This window comes from Gemmiger formicilis (genome assembly GCF_016900095.1).
Classification (GTDB): Bacteria; Bacillota; Clostridia; order Oscillospirales; family Ruminococcaceae; genus Gemmiger; species Gemmiger formicilis_A.
Window position 1 is genome coordinate 185,801 of sequence record NZ_JACJJP010000001.1, and the last position, 13,148, is coordinate 198,948.

At 59.9% G+C, this 13,148-nt stretch carries 10 protein-coding genes; all 10 read right to left on the reverse strand.

Features of this window, described 5'->3' with window-relative positions; genetic code table 11:
* Nucleotides 1-62 precede the first annotated feature (62 nt).
* Nucleotides 63-1,379: a substrate-binding domain-containing protein gene (locus tag H6B15_RS00900; protein WP_204645116.1), complete on the reverse strand. Its 1,317-nt coding sequence runs from the start codon at nucleotides 1,377-1,379 to the stop codon at nucleotides 63-65.
* A 221-nt stretch (nucleotides 1,380-1,600) separates the two neighbouring features.
* Entirely contained in the window at nucleotides 1,601-2,587 is a 987-nt protein-coding gene (locus H6B15_RS00905) for a substrate-binding domain-containing protein (protein WP_243424209.1), read from the reverse strand.
* Complete coding sequence (locus tag H6B15_RS00910) at nucleotides 2,574-4,289, reverse strand: sensor histidine kinase (RefSeq protein ID WP_204645117.1); 1,716 nt, start codon at nucleotides 4,287-4,289, stop codon at nucleotides 2,574-2,576. The genes H6B15_RS00905 and H6B15_RS00910 overlap by 14 nt, the downstream gene beginning before the upstream one ends.
* Nucleotides 4,286-5,899 carry a response regulator gene (locus H6B15_RS15375; RefSeq protein WP_243424210.1) on the reverse strand — a complete coding sequence of 538 codons (1,614 nt, stop codon included), beginning with the start codon at nucleotides 5,897-5,899 and terminating at the stop codon, nucleotides 4,286-4,288. The genes H6B15_RS00910 and H6B15_RS15375 overlap by 4 nt, the downstream gene beginning before the upstream one ends.
* Nucleotides 5,900-5,914: 15 nt before the next feature.
* Nucleotides 5,915-6,898 (reverse strand): exonuclease domain-containing protein, encoded by a 984-nt coding sequence (locus tag H6B15_RS00925; RefSeq protein WP_204645118.1) that lies wholly within the window; start codon nucleotides 6,896-6,898, stop codon nucleotides 5,915-5,917.
* Between the two features lie 2 nt (nucleotides 6,899-6,900).
* A complete protein-coding gene (locus H6B15_RS00930) occupies nucleotides 6,901-7,722 on the reverse strand; it encodes a Cof-type HAD-IIB family hydrolase (protein WP_204645120.1) in 822 nt (273 codons plus the stop codon).
* A 146-nt stretch (nucleotides 7,723-7,868) separates the two neighbouring features.
* The gene (locus tag H6B15_RS00935; protein WP_204645122.1) at nucleotides 7,869-8,621 is read right to left on the reverse strand and encodes an RICIN domain-containing protein; all 753 of its coding nucleotides are present in this window, start codon (nucleotides 8,619-8,621) and stop codon (nucleotides 7,869-7,871) included.
* 244 nt (nucleotides 8,622-8,865) lie between these two features.
* On the reverse strand, nucleotides 8,866-10,794 hold the full coding sequence (locus H6B15_RS00940; protein WP_204645124.1) for an ABC transporter ATP-binding protein: 1,929 nt from the start codon (nucleotides 10,792-10,794) through the stop codon (nucleotides 8,866-8,868).
* On the reverse strand, nucleotides 10,794-12,551 hold the full coding sequence (locus H6B15_RS00945) for an ABC transporter ATP-binding protein (RefSeq protein ID WP_204645126.1): 1,758 nt from the start codon (nucleotides 12,549-12,551) through the stop codon (nucleotides 10,794-10,796). The genes H6B15_RS00940 and H6B15_RS00945 overlap by 1 nt, the downstream gene beginning before the upstream one ends.
* A gap of 28 nt (nucleotides 12,552-12,579) precedes the next feature.
* Entirely contained in the window at nucleotides 12,580-13,038 is a 459-nt protein-coding gene (locus H6B15_RS00950) for a MarR family winged helix-turn-helix transcriptional regulator (RefSeq protein WP_204645128.1), read from the reverse strand.
* Nucleotides 13,039-13,148: the final 110 nt, after the last annotated feature.

Sequence of the window (13,148 nt, forward strand, 5' to 3'; positions counted from 1 at the left end):
CTCCCTAATAGCAAGTGGGTGTTACCTGTTAATCAATCGGTTCACCGCACACGCGGTGGGAATCACTGGCTCAGCAGAGCCGTGTAGGAAGCGCCGTTGTCCGTCTTAACCATGTTGATGGCGAAGGCATCATACTGGCTGGGGTTGCTCAGACGGTTGGTGATGTTGGCCTCGGTCTGGCCGTCGCCGGCGATGTATTCGACTTCCAGGTTCAGCAGATCGTCATAGTTCTGCAGCAGGGGCTGATAGGTGGAGCCCAGGAAGTTATCGGCGGAGTTGTAGATGTCCAGCCAAACCTTCTTGGTGGGATGGGTGGTGGCGTCCAGCTGGTTGGAAACGGGCTCGTAAACCTTGGTGGAGTCCATGAAGTCCTGATAGTTGTCCTTGGTGACAGCCACGTTCAGAGCGTAGTAGGAGCGCTCGTCTTCCACATACTTGTAAACGTCGTCGCTCAGCACGTTGCCGGCTTCATCGGCAGTGCCGATACCGGTGTCGATATCCACGCCGTCCAGAGCGTTGCGGATCACGCGCAGGGTCAGGTAAGCCTGAACGTCGGCGTGCTGGCTGATGGTGCCGCCGTAGCCTTCGCCGATAGCAGCAACGGCGTCAGCGTTGGCGTCGTAACCGAAGGTGGGGATGCCCTTCTCCTTGGACCAGGCGTTGAACATGGACATGCCCATGCCGTCGTTGTTGGAAACGACCACGTCGATGGAGTCACCGAAAGAAGCGGCCCAGGTGCCGATGGCGTTACCGGCGGTGGCAGCGTCCCAAGTGGCGCCGGCGGAGTTCTTCATTTCCTGAGAAGCCAGCTCACGGACGACGTAGCTCTTGCCGTTGACTTCCAGAGTGCCATCCTGAACGGCAGTGGCGGTGCCGTCGGTGTTGGTGCCGACAGGATCGCTGTTGATGGCGCCGTCAACCTCAACGGCGGTGCCCAGAGCGGAACGGACGCCGCGGGTACGGGCGATAGAGTCATTGTGGCCGATATCGCCGATGGCCAGAACGTAGCCGATGATGCCGTCGCCGTTCTGATCGATGGTATCGATATTCGCGGTGATGTAATCCAGAACCATCTGGCCCTGCAGTTCGGCGCCCTGGTTGGCGTCGAAACCGACGTAGTAAGTATTCTCGTTGAAGGTCAAAGCAGCCTTGTCCAGCTCACCGGTGGAGCTGTTGGAGGGCTGACGGTTAAACCACACGAGGGGCTTGTCCTTGTTGGCAACTTCGCCGGAAGTGGTGGTGGCAGCCGCGTCGCTGGTCGCAGCCTCAGAAGTGCCGGTGGAAGCAGTGGATTCGGAAGTGGTGGTGTCGCCGCCGGAGCAGGCTGCCAGGCTCAGTGCCATGGCGGCTGCCAGGGTCAATGCAAGCGCTTTTTTCATAGTATTTCTCCTTCTAACTATGATATTTTTTTGCGGGACAGTTCCTCTCGCAGTCCCGCCTGACAATATTTATGGTAAAGGAAAAACACCCTGTTTTCAAGGTGAAATTTCACCGAAATACAGGGTGTTTTTTTATTCTATTTGGCTGATTTGCATCCCTTTTACCGAGTTTTTTTGTTCGTTTTGCATATTTCGACAGGAAATAACGGAATTTTATTCCGTTAATTGAACGCAAAAAGGGCCTTTTGACTGTCCATTGCGAAAAGATTTTCCCGATCCACAATGCGGGTGGCCGTATCCACGGTAGGCTCCAGTTCCCCGGCGCGTCCCGTAAGCCATTTATAGGCACTTTCCACCCCCAGATACCCCATGGCATAGGGATTCTGCACAATCAGCGCGTCCACCTCTCCGGTCTGCAGATCGTCCACCGTTTCCACGTTGGTGTCGAATCCCACCAGAAATACCGTGTCCGCCGCATCCAGTTCCCGCACGGCTTCCGCCGCGCCCACGCTGGTAGGCTCATTGAATGCCAGCAGTACATTGATTTCGGGATGTTCCTGCAATAAAGCGAGGGTATCTGCCTTGGCGGCCTGGGCCTCTGCCTTGGTATGGACCACCTGCACCACCTGGGCGCGCCCGCTCTGCTCCAGCGTATCCCGGGCGCCGCGTTCCCGCTCCTGCCCGTTGGCACTGTTCAGGCCATAGTTGATGATCCCCACGTTCAGCTGGCCCTGCGCCCGTTCCAGCGCAGCCTGGGCGGCCATACAGCCTGCGGCATAGTTGTCCGTGCCGATATAGGTGGCCACCTCTTTGGAATCCACATCCGAGTCGATGGCAATAATCCCGATTCCCTTCTGTGCCGCCGCATCGATGGCCGAAGCGGTGTTCTCGTAGTCGGTGGCCGAAAAGACGATGACCTCGGCGCCATCGCTGACCGCCTGTTCCACCAGAAGGTTCTGGGCCTCATAATCCTCCTCCGAGTCGGGGGCCGTGATGGTCAGGTCGATGTTGTATTCCGTTGCTGCAGCTTCTGCTCCCGCAAACATGGACAGGAAAAACTGAGTTTCGCTGGATTTGACCACCAGGGCCACCTTATGGGGACTGCCGGCGGTGGTGGGCGCCATGCAGCCGGTGAGCAGCAGACTGCCGGCCAGGACCGCGCCCAGCAACACCGCAGCCATGCGCGTTCGGGTGTTATTTTGTTTCATACTCACCCTCCCGTACCTGGGGCATGCGAATCTCCACACAGGTACCTTCATCCGGTTCGCTCTCGATGCGCAGACCGTAGCCCTCGCCGAAATAAATGCGCAGCCGATCATTGACATTCTTGATGCCGATGCCGGTGCGGTCCCCCGGCTCGCTGTGCAGAATGTGCCGCACCTGCTCTTCATCCATACCCACACCGTCGTCCTGCACCCGGAACAGGATATCCTTGCCGTCCCGGCAGACTTCCACATCAATATGGCCCGGTTCCACCATCAGGTCCAGACCATGGGCGATGGCGTTTTCCAGGATGGGCTGCAGGGTGATCTTGTTGCACAGACAATCCAGGCAGCTCTCGTCCACCTTGAAATCATAGGTGAATTGGTTCTTGTAACGGTATTTCTGGATCTGCAGATAGCTTTCGGCGTGTTCCAGCTCCTTGCGGATGGGGATCAGTTCGTGGCCTTTGCTGATGCTGATGCGGAACAGCCGGGCCAGCGCATGCACCATGTTGACGGCGTCGGCGTTGCGTCCCTGTTCACACATCCAGGCAATAGAATCCAGGGTGTTGTACAGGAAATGGGGGTTGATCTGGGCCTGCAGCGCCTTCAGTTCGGTTTTGCGCAGGTTGACTTCCTCCTCCCGGACGGTGGCCATCAGATGCTGGATGCGATGCACCATATGTCCGAAAGAATCGGAAAGTTCCTCCACCTCCCGGGTACCGGACACCGGCTCATAGGCAAAGTGGTCGGCGTCCTGCTCAAAGCGTTCCATGGCGGAGGCCAATGCCGCCAGCGGGCGGGACAGAATGCGGGACAGCACCCACCCGGTGCCCAGGGCCGCGGCCAGCACCGTGGCCGCCACCCCCAGGCAGATACGCAGCATGGCCTTGACGCTGAGGTCCACCAGCTCATCCACATAACTGACGCCCACCACCCGCCAGGTGCTGTCCTCAATGCCGGTGATGGAATAAATGACGGTTTTTTCGGTCCAGACGCCGTCCGGCAGTTCGGCCAGATGGGCGGTGTCCTCACTTTTCAGGCCGGAGTAGATCAGCTGTTGCTGGGGATGATAGACCACGTTGCCGTCCCGGTCCATCAAAAAGCAATACCCGTGGGCGCCGATGCCCACGTTGGAAATGTACTCCGAGATGGTGGAAAAGCTCAGGTCCAGCGAGACCCAGGCGGCTGTTTCCTTTCCCGGCAGCCGGTTGGCCATGGTCACCACCCAGGGATAGTAGCTTTCAAAGATGGTTTCCACGTGTGGCGGGGTCACATAGCTGTCGGCGGAAGCCGCACTCTCGGCATCAAAGGAAAGATTCTGCAAGATCTGGTCTCTGGGTTCGTGGTCCAGAGACCAGCAGTCCACCAGGTCGCCGTTTTCGGTGTAGGTAGTTACCGCCACCACATCCGAACGCACCCGGAGCAGATCCCGCAGGAACTCATCCCGGTCGGCCCCTTCGTATTCCATGGAAGTCTGAACCAGATCCATGACCTCGTTCATATCCCGCACATACCGCGCCACCGTGACCGCCACCTGGTTGCAGGCCTGGGCGCTGGCGGTGCGGGCGCTCTGGATCATGCCCGCCCGGTACTGTGCGATGAAAAAGGTGCTGACGGCAAACAGGACCACAGCGGTTACCCCGGCCACCATGCCCACCAGCATGACCCAAAGGCGGGGCAAGCGCCGACGGCGGGCGGGGCTCATGATTTGGCTCCCTGCTGCCGGCGCAGCGCATTGGGCGAAGTACCGCAATATTTTTTGAAGCAATAGCTGAAATAATGCTGATCGGTATATCCGCAGCGCGCGGCAATCTGCTGGATTTTGAGCGGGGTGGTCATGAGCAGTTCCCGCGCCGCGGCCATGCGCTTGCCGATGAGGATATTGATGAAGGTCTCCCCCGCATATTTCTTGATGCAGGCGCTGAGATGGTTGGGGCTGACGTCCAGCATGGCGCTGAGGGAGACAAGGGACAGATCCTTGTCCATGTAATGCTCGTCAATGGCGGCCAAAGCTTTCTGACAAAGCAGGCTGCCGCCCTTCTTCTGCTGGGTGCTGAGCTGGTCCATCGCCCCCAGGCAGAGATCCTGCAGCGCCTGACGCAGTTCATGGGTGTTGCGGTACCGCAGAGACAAGTCGGGCAAAAGGCCCCGCCGGTCCAGTTCCTCCAGGGCTTCCGGTCCGGCGCCGGCTTCCAGCAGACGGTAGACCTCCGCCATCAACTGCACCGCCACCGCATCCAGCCAAGGACCGCAGTTCTCACCGGGCTGCTGGCTGCACATACGGGCCAGACCCGCACATACCGCATCCCGGTCACCGGCGCGGAATGCCGTCTTCACCTCTTCCAGGCAGGCGGTCACTTCCTCCACTGCGGCAGGAGTCCCCCGGCGCACGTCGGTGATGTACTGGACCCCGCCTTCCTCCGACGGGGTAAGGCTGGCAGCTTCCGCCGCTTCCCGGTATGCGGCGTGCAGGCCGCTCAGGCGATCGGTGCGGCGGCTGACCCCCACACTGCCCCGCCGGCCCAGCACGCGGTGGGCCGTTTGCAGGATTTCTTCCGCCAGAATGTGCAGATACTCCTCAAAATCCGAGGCATTGCCCATGAGCACCGCCACCACCTTGCCCGGGGTGCAGAACACCGCATGGCGCAGATACTTGCCGGCCAGGGTTTCGATCACGTGGACAAAAGTGGGCGGGGTACAGTTGTCCCCCTGATCGTCATACAGAGCCGTGGTGATGACCACGTACAGCGGACGGTCATCGGCACCGCGCAGCAGCCCGCAGCGGCAGGCGTCGGTCCGCAGGCGGAATTCCGTATCATGGGGCGGCAGCTCGGCGTGACTGTCCAGCACCAGCGGGACCAGAAATTCGTCCCGACCTGTCTGGGCCGCCGCCGCATTGAGCTGCTGCTGGAAGGCGGCGAACTGACGGTCAATCTTTTCATGGATGCCCCGCAGTTCCGCCGCCAGACCGTCCATGGTCAGGGGTTTGAGCATATAGCTGATGATGTTGTATTGAATCGCCTGCTTGGCGTACTCAAAATCATCGTATCCACTCAGGAAGGCAATGTGCATGGCCGGGCGGATTTCCCGCACCTGCCGGGCCAGTTCGATGCCCGAGATGAACGGCATGCGGATATCGGTCAAAAGCAGGTCGGGTTCCAGCTTTTCAACCAGTTCCAGGGCGTCCAGCCCATTGCTGGCATCCCCCACCAGGCGAAAGCCCAGATCCTCCCACGGAATCATGGTACAAACGGCCTGGCGCAGTTCATCCTCATCGTCCGCTACCACGACGGTATATATGGTTTGGTCAGCCATGGGGATTCCTCTCCTTTACCGGTCGCCCTCGGCTTCGGCCTGGGCTTTTTCCGCCTTGCGGCGCATCCGTTCCCGCTGGGCAGCCTCCTGCCGTTTCCAGCGGGCGTAGGTGTCGGGTCGAACAACCTCGGTGCAGCGGGCAAAATTCCAGTGCAGGCCGTCCCGGCGAGACAGCTTGAACCGCACAAACCAAGACCCGTGCCGGGGGCAGGTGGCCTCGGTATAATAGCCGGTGTTGCCGCGCTTGAGCCAGATGTCTCCCAAAGCCAGGGGTTCGCCGCATTCCGGGCATGCCACCCGGCACAATGCCGGGTCGGTCTTGTAGGCATCGTGCTCCATCAGGCCGAACCAGGTCTGCACATCCCGGTATTCCGCTTCCGGATCGGTGAGCAGTGCTTCCCGCAGCTGGGCCTCCTCGTCGGGGTAGGCGGCCAGGCCCGCCGCCAGAGGCAGCTTGCGGCAGACCTTGACGGTGTACAGGGCATCATCCAGCGCGTTGTGGAAGGGGTCCTGCTTTTCGATGCCCAGGCGGTCCACCACGCTTTCCAGGGTCATGCCCTCCCCTTCCTTGCGGGGATAGGCCTGCAGGAAGATGCGCTGCAGATCATACCAGCGGGCCGGCCAGCTTTCGTCCAGGCCGCACAGGAACAGGTTCTGTTTGAGCACCGGTACGTCATCCAGGCCCCACTCGGCAAATTCGGCGTCCGGACCGGCCCACTCCACAAAGCGCGCCAGGCCTTCGGCGATGGGCACCCCGGCGTCCAGGTCGCCCTGGCTCATGCCGGTGACCTTGGCAATATGGCGCTGCAGCTTGCGGAAGATCCGCGGCCGCAGGGTGATCTCAAAGGTATCCAGAACTTCGGCGGTTTCGCTGATGCGCACAGCGCCGATCTGGATGATCTCCCCCCGCAGGGTGAGTTCGGTATCATGGTAGCGGAAGGTCTTGGGCTGATAGCCGATGTTCCATTCCAGGTCAAATACAATCAGATTTCTGCCCACGTTTATACCTCCCGGCCCAGAATAAAGCGTTCCACCGCCACGCCCACGCCGTCGTGGTCGTTATCGGCGCTGACAAAACCGGCCGCAGCCTTCACCGGCGGCACCGCGTTGCCCATGGCCACCCCCAGGCCGGCAAACCGGATCATGGGCAGGTCGTTCCAGCCGTCACCGCAGGCCATGAGCTCGGCGGGGGTCAGGCCCAGCCGTTCCAGCAGCATTCCCAGGGAAGCGGCTTTCTCCACCCCCAAAGGCATGGTCTCAATGAAAAAGGGCGCCGAACGATAGATGGACAGTTTGCCCGCAAATTCCTGCTGCATCAGCTCTTCCACGTGGGGCATATCCACCGGATCCCCCACCAGCAACAGCTTGTTGATGGGATAGGTCACTTCGGCGGGCAGGTCCGGGACCTGGCGCACCGGAAGTTTGTTGATGCGGGCTTCCTCCAGCACATACGGATGGTCGGGGACCTCGGTGACAATGCCCTCGTTGTCATAGGTCAGGGGCACCACGTTCCAGTAGCGTGCAAAGGTGCACACGGTGGGAATAAGGTCCGCCGGGAAGGGGTGCTGTACCAGTTCTTCCCCCGTGGCACAGTCGATGATCTTGCCGCCGTTGTAACTGAGGATATACCCGCCGTTTTGTTCCAGCCCCAGTTCCCTGGCCAGCGCGCGAATTCCCGCCGTGGGACGGCCACTGGCCAGTACGATACGGACTCCCTGCTCTGCGGCTTGCCGCAAGGCGGCCGCGGTACGCGGCGTGACCACCTTTTCGCTGTTGGTCAGCGTACCGTCCAGATCCAGGGCCAAAACTTTATACTGCGTCATGTTTGCTGCTCCTTGCCGGTTATTATTCTTTTACATTGTACCCCAAAGCCCGATATTGCGCAAGGGCGGGCCCCGGCCCCCCCAATCAAAACAAAAACTGCCCCGGCCGGGCTGGGCGGTCGGGGCAGTGCAGATGATTGTGATACTTACTTGGCGGCCTTGGTGGTCTTCTTGGCAGCGGTCTTCTTGGCAGCAGGCGCCTTCTTCGCGGCAGGCTTTTCGGCAGCCTTGGCAGCGGGAGCCTTCTTTTCGGCCACAGGCTTGGTCTCGGCAGCGGCCTTGACCTCGGTCTTCGCCTCAGTCTTGGGCTCGGCCTTCTTGGCCGGGGCTTTCTTGGCAGCGGGAGCCTTCTTGGCAGCGGGCTTCACTTCCTCCGCAGCCTTGGGCTCGGTCTCCACCTTGGCCTTGGCAGCCGCTTTGGCAGCCTTGGGCTTGCGGGTGACCTCGGTAATGACCCAGCGCTGGTTGTCGCCGTTCACATCGGCCCAGATCTGCAGGCCGGCGCCGTTTTCGGTGCTCATGCCCACCACGTCCAGGCACTTGCCGGAAACGCTGGACTTGATCTTGACGCGGCCGTCATTGCCGGGATCCACCACCCACAGCTGGCTGCTGGCGAAGGCATTTTCCCACTGATGCACGGCAGTGCCGTCGCCGACACCACCCTGGTACAGGTCCAGCACCTTCTGGGTGAAACGGTTCTTGATACGGTAGACGCCTTCGCCCACACGCTCAAAGCTCCACTGCTGCCATTCGGCGTTGGCATTGTCCCACAGCTGGATGCGGGCGCCGTTGTCGGTGTTGTAATCGGCGACTTCCACAACCTTGCCGTTGGCGGCGCTGATGGTGTAGAACTTATCCTCTTTGATCACGGTCTGTTCGACCTTCTTGCTGACTGCCATGTTGATACCCCTCCTATAAGGTTTGTTGTATTCTTGATCATTCTGTTCTTTGGCAGGCCGCCGCCCGCGCAAAATCAGTGCGCTTTCTTTCCCTCCGGCAGCGACAACAAAACGGCAAACGCCGTTCCTATGTGATTATTATAGCCAAACTTTTCCAGCGAGTCAAGTTTTTGGCGTTCTAACGGCAAGTTGTACAAAAAATGCCGGAATGTCCAGCGACATCCCGGCATTTTTTCGGTTTTTCTTACGAATTTTCCGCGAAATTACCGGTGTAAAGCCGATAATAACGGCCCTTCTGGGCAATCAGTTCGTCGTGGGTACCACGTTCGATGATGCGGCCCTGCTCCAGAACCATGATGCAGTCGGAGTTGCGCACGGTGGACAGACGGTGGGCAATGACGAAGGTGGTGCGGCCATACATCAGGCCGTCCATGCCCTGCTGTACCAGGGTTTCGGTGCGGGTATCGATGGAGGAAGTGGCTTCGTCCAGGATCAGCACCGGCGGGTCGGCCACAGCGGCGCGGGCAATGGCCAGCAGCTGACGCTGGCCCTGGCTCAGGTTGGTACCGTCGCCGGTCAGCATGGTGTCGAAACCGTTGGGCAGATGACGGATGAAGAGCTCGGCGTTGGCCAGGCGGGCCGCGGCACGGCATTCCTCATCGGTGGCATCCAGCCGGCCGTAACGGATGTTCTCCATGACGGTGCCGGTGAACAGGTGGGTATCCTGCAGCACGATGCCCAGGGAGGAGCGCAGGTCATCCTTTTTGATGGAGGTGATATCCAGACCATCATAGAGGATCTGGCCCTTCTGGATGTCGTAGAAGCGGTTGATCAGGTTGGTGATGGTGGTCTTGCCGGCGCCGGTGGAACCAACGAAGGCGATCTTCTGGCCCGGACGGCCGTAGAGGTTGATGTCATGCAGGACGATCTTCTCGGGCACATAGCCGAAGTCCACGTCCTTAAAGACAATATCGCCCTTGAGTTCCACATACTTGTTGGTGCCGTCAGCCTGAGGAACCTTCCAGGCCCACAGACCGGTGCGGGTCTGGGCTTCGGTGACCGAATCATCGGCCAGACGCTTGGCGTTGACCAGGGTGATGTGGCCTTCGTCCACCTCGGAGGGTTCGTCCAGCAGGTCAAAGATACGCTGACCGCCGGCCAGAGCCATGACGATGGAGTTGAACTGCATGGACACCTGGTTGATGGGCATGTTGAAGCTGCGGTTGAAGGTCAGGAAGCTGGCCAGCTTGCCCAGGGTCAGGCCGGTGGCACCGGACAGAGCCAGGGCGCCGCCGATGATGGCGCACAGAACGTAGCTCAGGTTGCCCAGCTGACCGTTGAAGGGCATGGCCACCAGAGAGTAGGTGTTGGCCTTGTTGGCGCTTTCGAACAGTTCGTCGTTGAGGATGTTGAAGTCCTCAATGGCCTTTTCCTCATGGCAGAAGACCTTGACGACCTTCTGGCCGTTCATCATCTCTTCGATGAAGCCGTTGACCTTGCCCAGTTCCCGCTGCTGCGCCACAAAGTAGCGGCCGGAATTGCCGGTGAGGTAGCGGGTGACCAGAAGCATGACGCCCACCATGACCAGGGTGACCAGGGTCAGGGGGATGCTGAGGAAGATCATGGAGAAGAGCACGCCGATGATGGTGATGCCGCTGTTGAGCATCTGTGGAATGCTCTGGCTGATCATCTGGCGCAGGGTATCGATATCGTTGGTGTACACCGACATGATGTCGCCGTGGGCATGGGTGTCGAAGTACTTGATGGGCAGGGTCTGCATGTGGGTGAACAGTTCGTCACGCAGCTTTTTCAGAGTGCCCTGGGTGATGATGGCCATCAGTCGGGTCTGGGTAAAGGTGGCCGCCACGCCAATGGCGTAGAACAGACCGGTGCGCAGGATGGCAAAGAGCAGACCGGTGAAGTCGTTGCTCTTTTCGGTGAGCAGGGGCAGAATGTAGGAGTCGATCAGGGTCTGCATGAACAGAGTTCCCTGGATGTTGGCCAGCACCGAAACCACGATGCAGGCAATGGCGATGAGATACGGCACACGGTAAACGTGCAGCACATAGCCCATGATCCGCTTGAGGATCTTGCCGGGGTTCTGAACCTTGGGACGGGGACCATGGGGACCACGGCCGGCCCGCACCTCTTTCACGCGCTCTTGCTGTGCCATTATTCGTCGCCTCCCTTCTCGTCAAAGTCGCCGCCACCCTTGGTCTGGCTGCGGTAGACTTCCTGGTAGATCTTGTTGGTTTCCAGCAGTTCCTGCGGGGTGCCCCAGCCCTGGATGCGGCCGCCGTCCAGAACCAGGACATGGTCGGCATGCTCAATGCTGGAGATACGCTGGGCAATGATGAACACGGTGGTGCCGGGGATCTTCTCCGCGAAGCTGTGGCGGATCTTGGCATCGGTAGCAGTGTCCACGGCGGAGGTGGAGTCGTCCAGAATCAGGATCTTAGGCTTCTTCAGCAGCGCGCGGGCAATGCACAGACGCTGCTTCTGGCCGCCGGACACGTTGGTGCCGCCCTGCTCGATGTGGGTTTCGTACTTATCGGGGAACCGTTCGATGAATTCGTCGGCGCAGGCCTGGCGGCAGGCTTCGGCGATCTCCTCGTCGGTGGCGTTGGCATTGCCCCAGCGCAGGTTTTCGGCGATGGTGCCGGAGAACAGCTCGTTCTTCTGCAGAACCATGGCCACGCTGTCACGCAGGGTTTCCAGGTCGTACTTCCGCACGTCCACGCCGCCCACGCGCACGGTGCCGGCGCTGACATCATACAGACGGGGCAGCAGCTGCACCAGGCTGGTTTTGGCGCTGCCGGTGCCGCCGATGATGCCCACAGTCTCACCGGAACGGATGTTCAGGTCGATGTCGGAGAGCACTTCGCGGCCGTCACGCTTGTAGCGGAAGGCCACATGCTCGAACTGGACGGAACCGTTCTTCACTTCCATGACCGGGTTTTCAGGGTTGGTCAGGTCGGACTTTTCGTTCAGCACTTCAGACACACGGCGGGCGGAAGCGGCAGACATGGTGATCATGACGAAAACCATGGACAGCATCATCAGACTCATGAGGATGTTCATGCAGTAGGTCAGCATGCTCATGAGTTCGCCGGTGGTCAGGGCGGTGGCACCGCTGGACACGATCATCCGGGCGCCCAGCCAGGAAATGAGCAGGATGCAGGTGTACACGGTGAGCTGCATCAGCGGGGCGTTCCAGGACAGGATCATTTCGGCGCGCAGCAGCAGCTTCTGCACGTTGCCGCTGGCTTTCTGGAACTTTTCGCCCTCGAACTTCTCACGCACATAGGCCTTGACCACGCGGATGGCCGAGACGTTTTCCTGCACGCTCTCGTTCAGGTCGTCGTACTTGCGGAAAGCTTCGCCGAAATAGCGGGTGGCGCGGGTCATGATGAACACCAGGGCGGCGCCCAGCAGGATGACCGCCACCAGGTACACGCTGGCCAGTTCCCGGTTGATGGAGAAGGACATGACCATGGCGATGACCATGCTGGCCGGGGCACGCACAAACATACGCAGAATCATCTGGTAAGCGTTCTGGATGTTGGTGACGTCGGTGGTCATACGGGTGACCAGACCGGCGGTGGAGTACTTGTCGATGTTGGAAAAGCTGAAGGTCTGGATGTTGCGGTACATGGACCGGCGCAGGTTGCGGGCAAAGCCGGTGGCGGCGCGGGAGCCGAAGACGGCACCCAGCACACCGAACACCAGACCGATGATGGCGGCCACGATCATCCAGCCGCCCACACGGTAGATGTGCTGCATGTTGCCGGCGGTGACACCATCGTCAATGATGGAGGCCATCAGACGCGGCACGATCATTTCCATGACAACTTCGCCGATCATGCACACCGGTGTGAGCAACGAGACCAGCTTGAAGCCGTCGATCTCTTTGTACAGTGTCTTGAACATAGTGTGTGTACTTTCTCCTATTCCTTTCTTATTCGATATGCGGGTCGCTCTGCACAGCCTTGGCGTTCTGCAGCAGTTTGTCCAGCACGGTTTCCAGCCCGGCCAGCTCCTCTTCGGTCACGCCCTGCTGCAGCCGCGCCTCAAAAGCGCTGATGCAGTGTTCCAGCTGGTCGTAACAGGCCAGGCCCTTTTCGGTGGCGGTCAGGCTTTTCAGGCGGGCGTCCTGCTCTACGGCCGTGCGGGTGATGAAGCCGGCGCTTTCGATGCCCTTGAGCAGGGTGGTGATGCTGGAGCGCTGCACACGGAAACAGTGTTCCAGGTCCCGCTGGTACACCGGTCGGCCCGACCGGGTGGTACGCACGATGTAACCCAGAACCATGCCCCGCATACCGGTCAGTTCCTGGCTGACCGTCTCACCGATGCAGGCGTCCAAAGCCCGGTTGATCTGGTGGGATGTGTGGGTCAGCGCCCGGCCAACCCGCCGCATATCAGGGTTTGCGGTCTGATTTTCCTGCGTGGAAATCACCTCACTTGGCGGCCGCAACGCGTGCCGCAAATTAATTGTTCATGTTCTAACTGTTTGATTACGTACAGTTC

Excerpts from the sequence above, each read along its gene's own strand:
- H6B15_RS00905 (WP_243424209.1), bottom strand. The coding sequence starts at position 2,587 with ATGAAACAAAATAACACCCGAACGCGCATGGCTGCGGTGTTGCTGGGC.
- H6B15_RS00910 (WP_204645117.1), bottom strand. The coding sequence starts at position 4,289 with ATGAGCCCCGCCCGCCGTCGGCGCTTGCCCCGCCTTTGGGTCATGCTG.
- H6B15_RS00930 (WP_204645120.1), bottom strand. The coding sequence starts at position 7,722 with ATGACGCAGTATAAAGTTTTGGCCCTGGATCTGGACGGTACGCTGACC.
- H6B15_RS00940 (WP_204645124.1), bottom strand. The coding sequence starts at position 10,794 with ATGGCACAGCAAGAGCGCGTGAAAGAGGTGCGGGCCGGCCGTGGTCCC.
- H6B15_RS15375 (WP_243424210.1), bottom strand. The coding sequence starts at position 5,899 with ATGGCTGACCAAACCATATATACCGTCGTGGTAGCGGACGATGAGGAT.
- H6B15_RS00950 (WP_204645128.1), bottom strand. The coding sequence starts at position 13,038 with ATGCGGCGGGTTGGCCGGGCGCTGACCCACACATCCCACCAGATCAAC.
- H6B15_RS00935 (WP_204645122.1), bottom strand. The coding sequence starts at position 8,621 with ATGGCAGTCAGCAAGAAGGTCGAACAGACCGTGATCAAAGAGGATAAG.
- H6B15_RS00900 (WP_204645116.1), bottom strand. The coding sequence starts at position 1,379 with ATGAAAAAAGCGCTTGCATTGACCCTGGCAGCCGCCATGGCACTGAGC.
- H6B15_RS00945 (WP_204645126.1), bottom strand. The coding sequence starts at position 12,551 with ATGTTCAAGACACTGTACAAAGAGATCGACGGCTTCAAGCTGGTCTCG.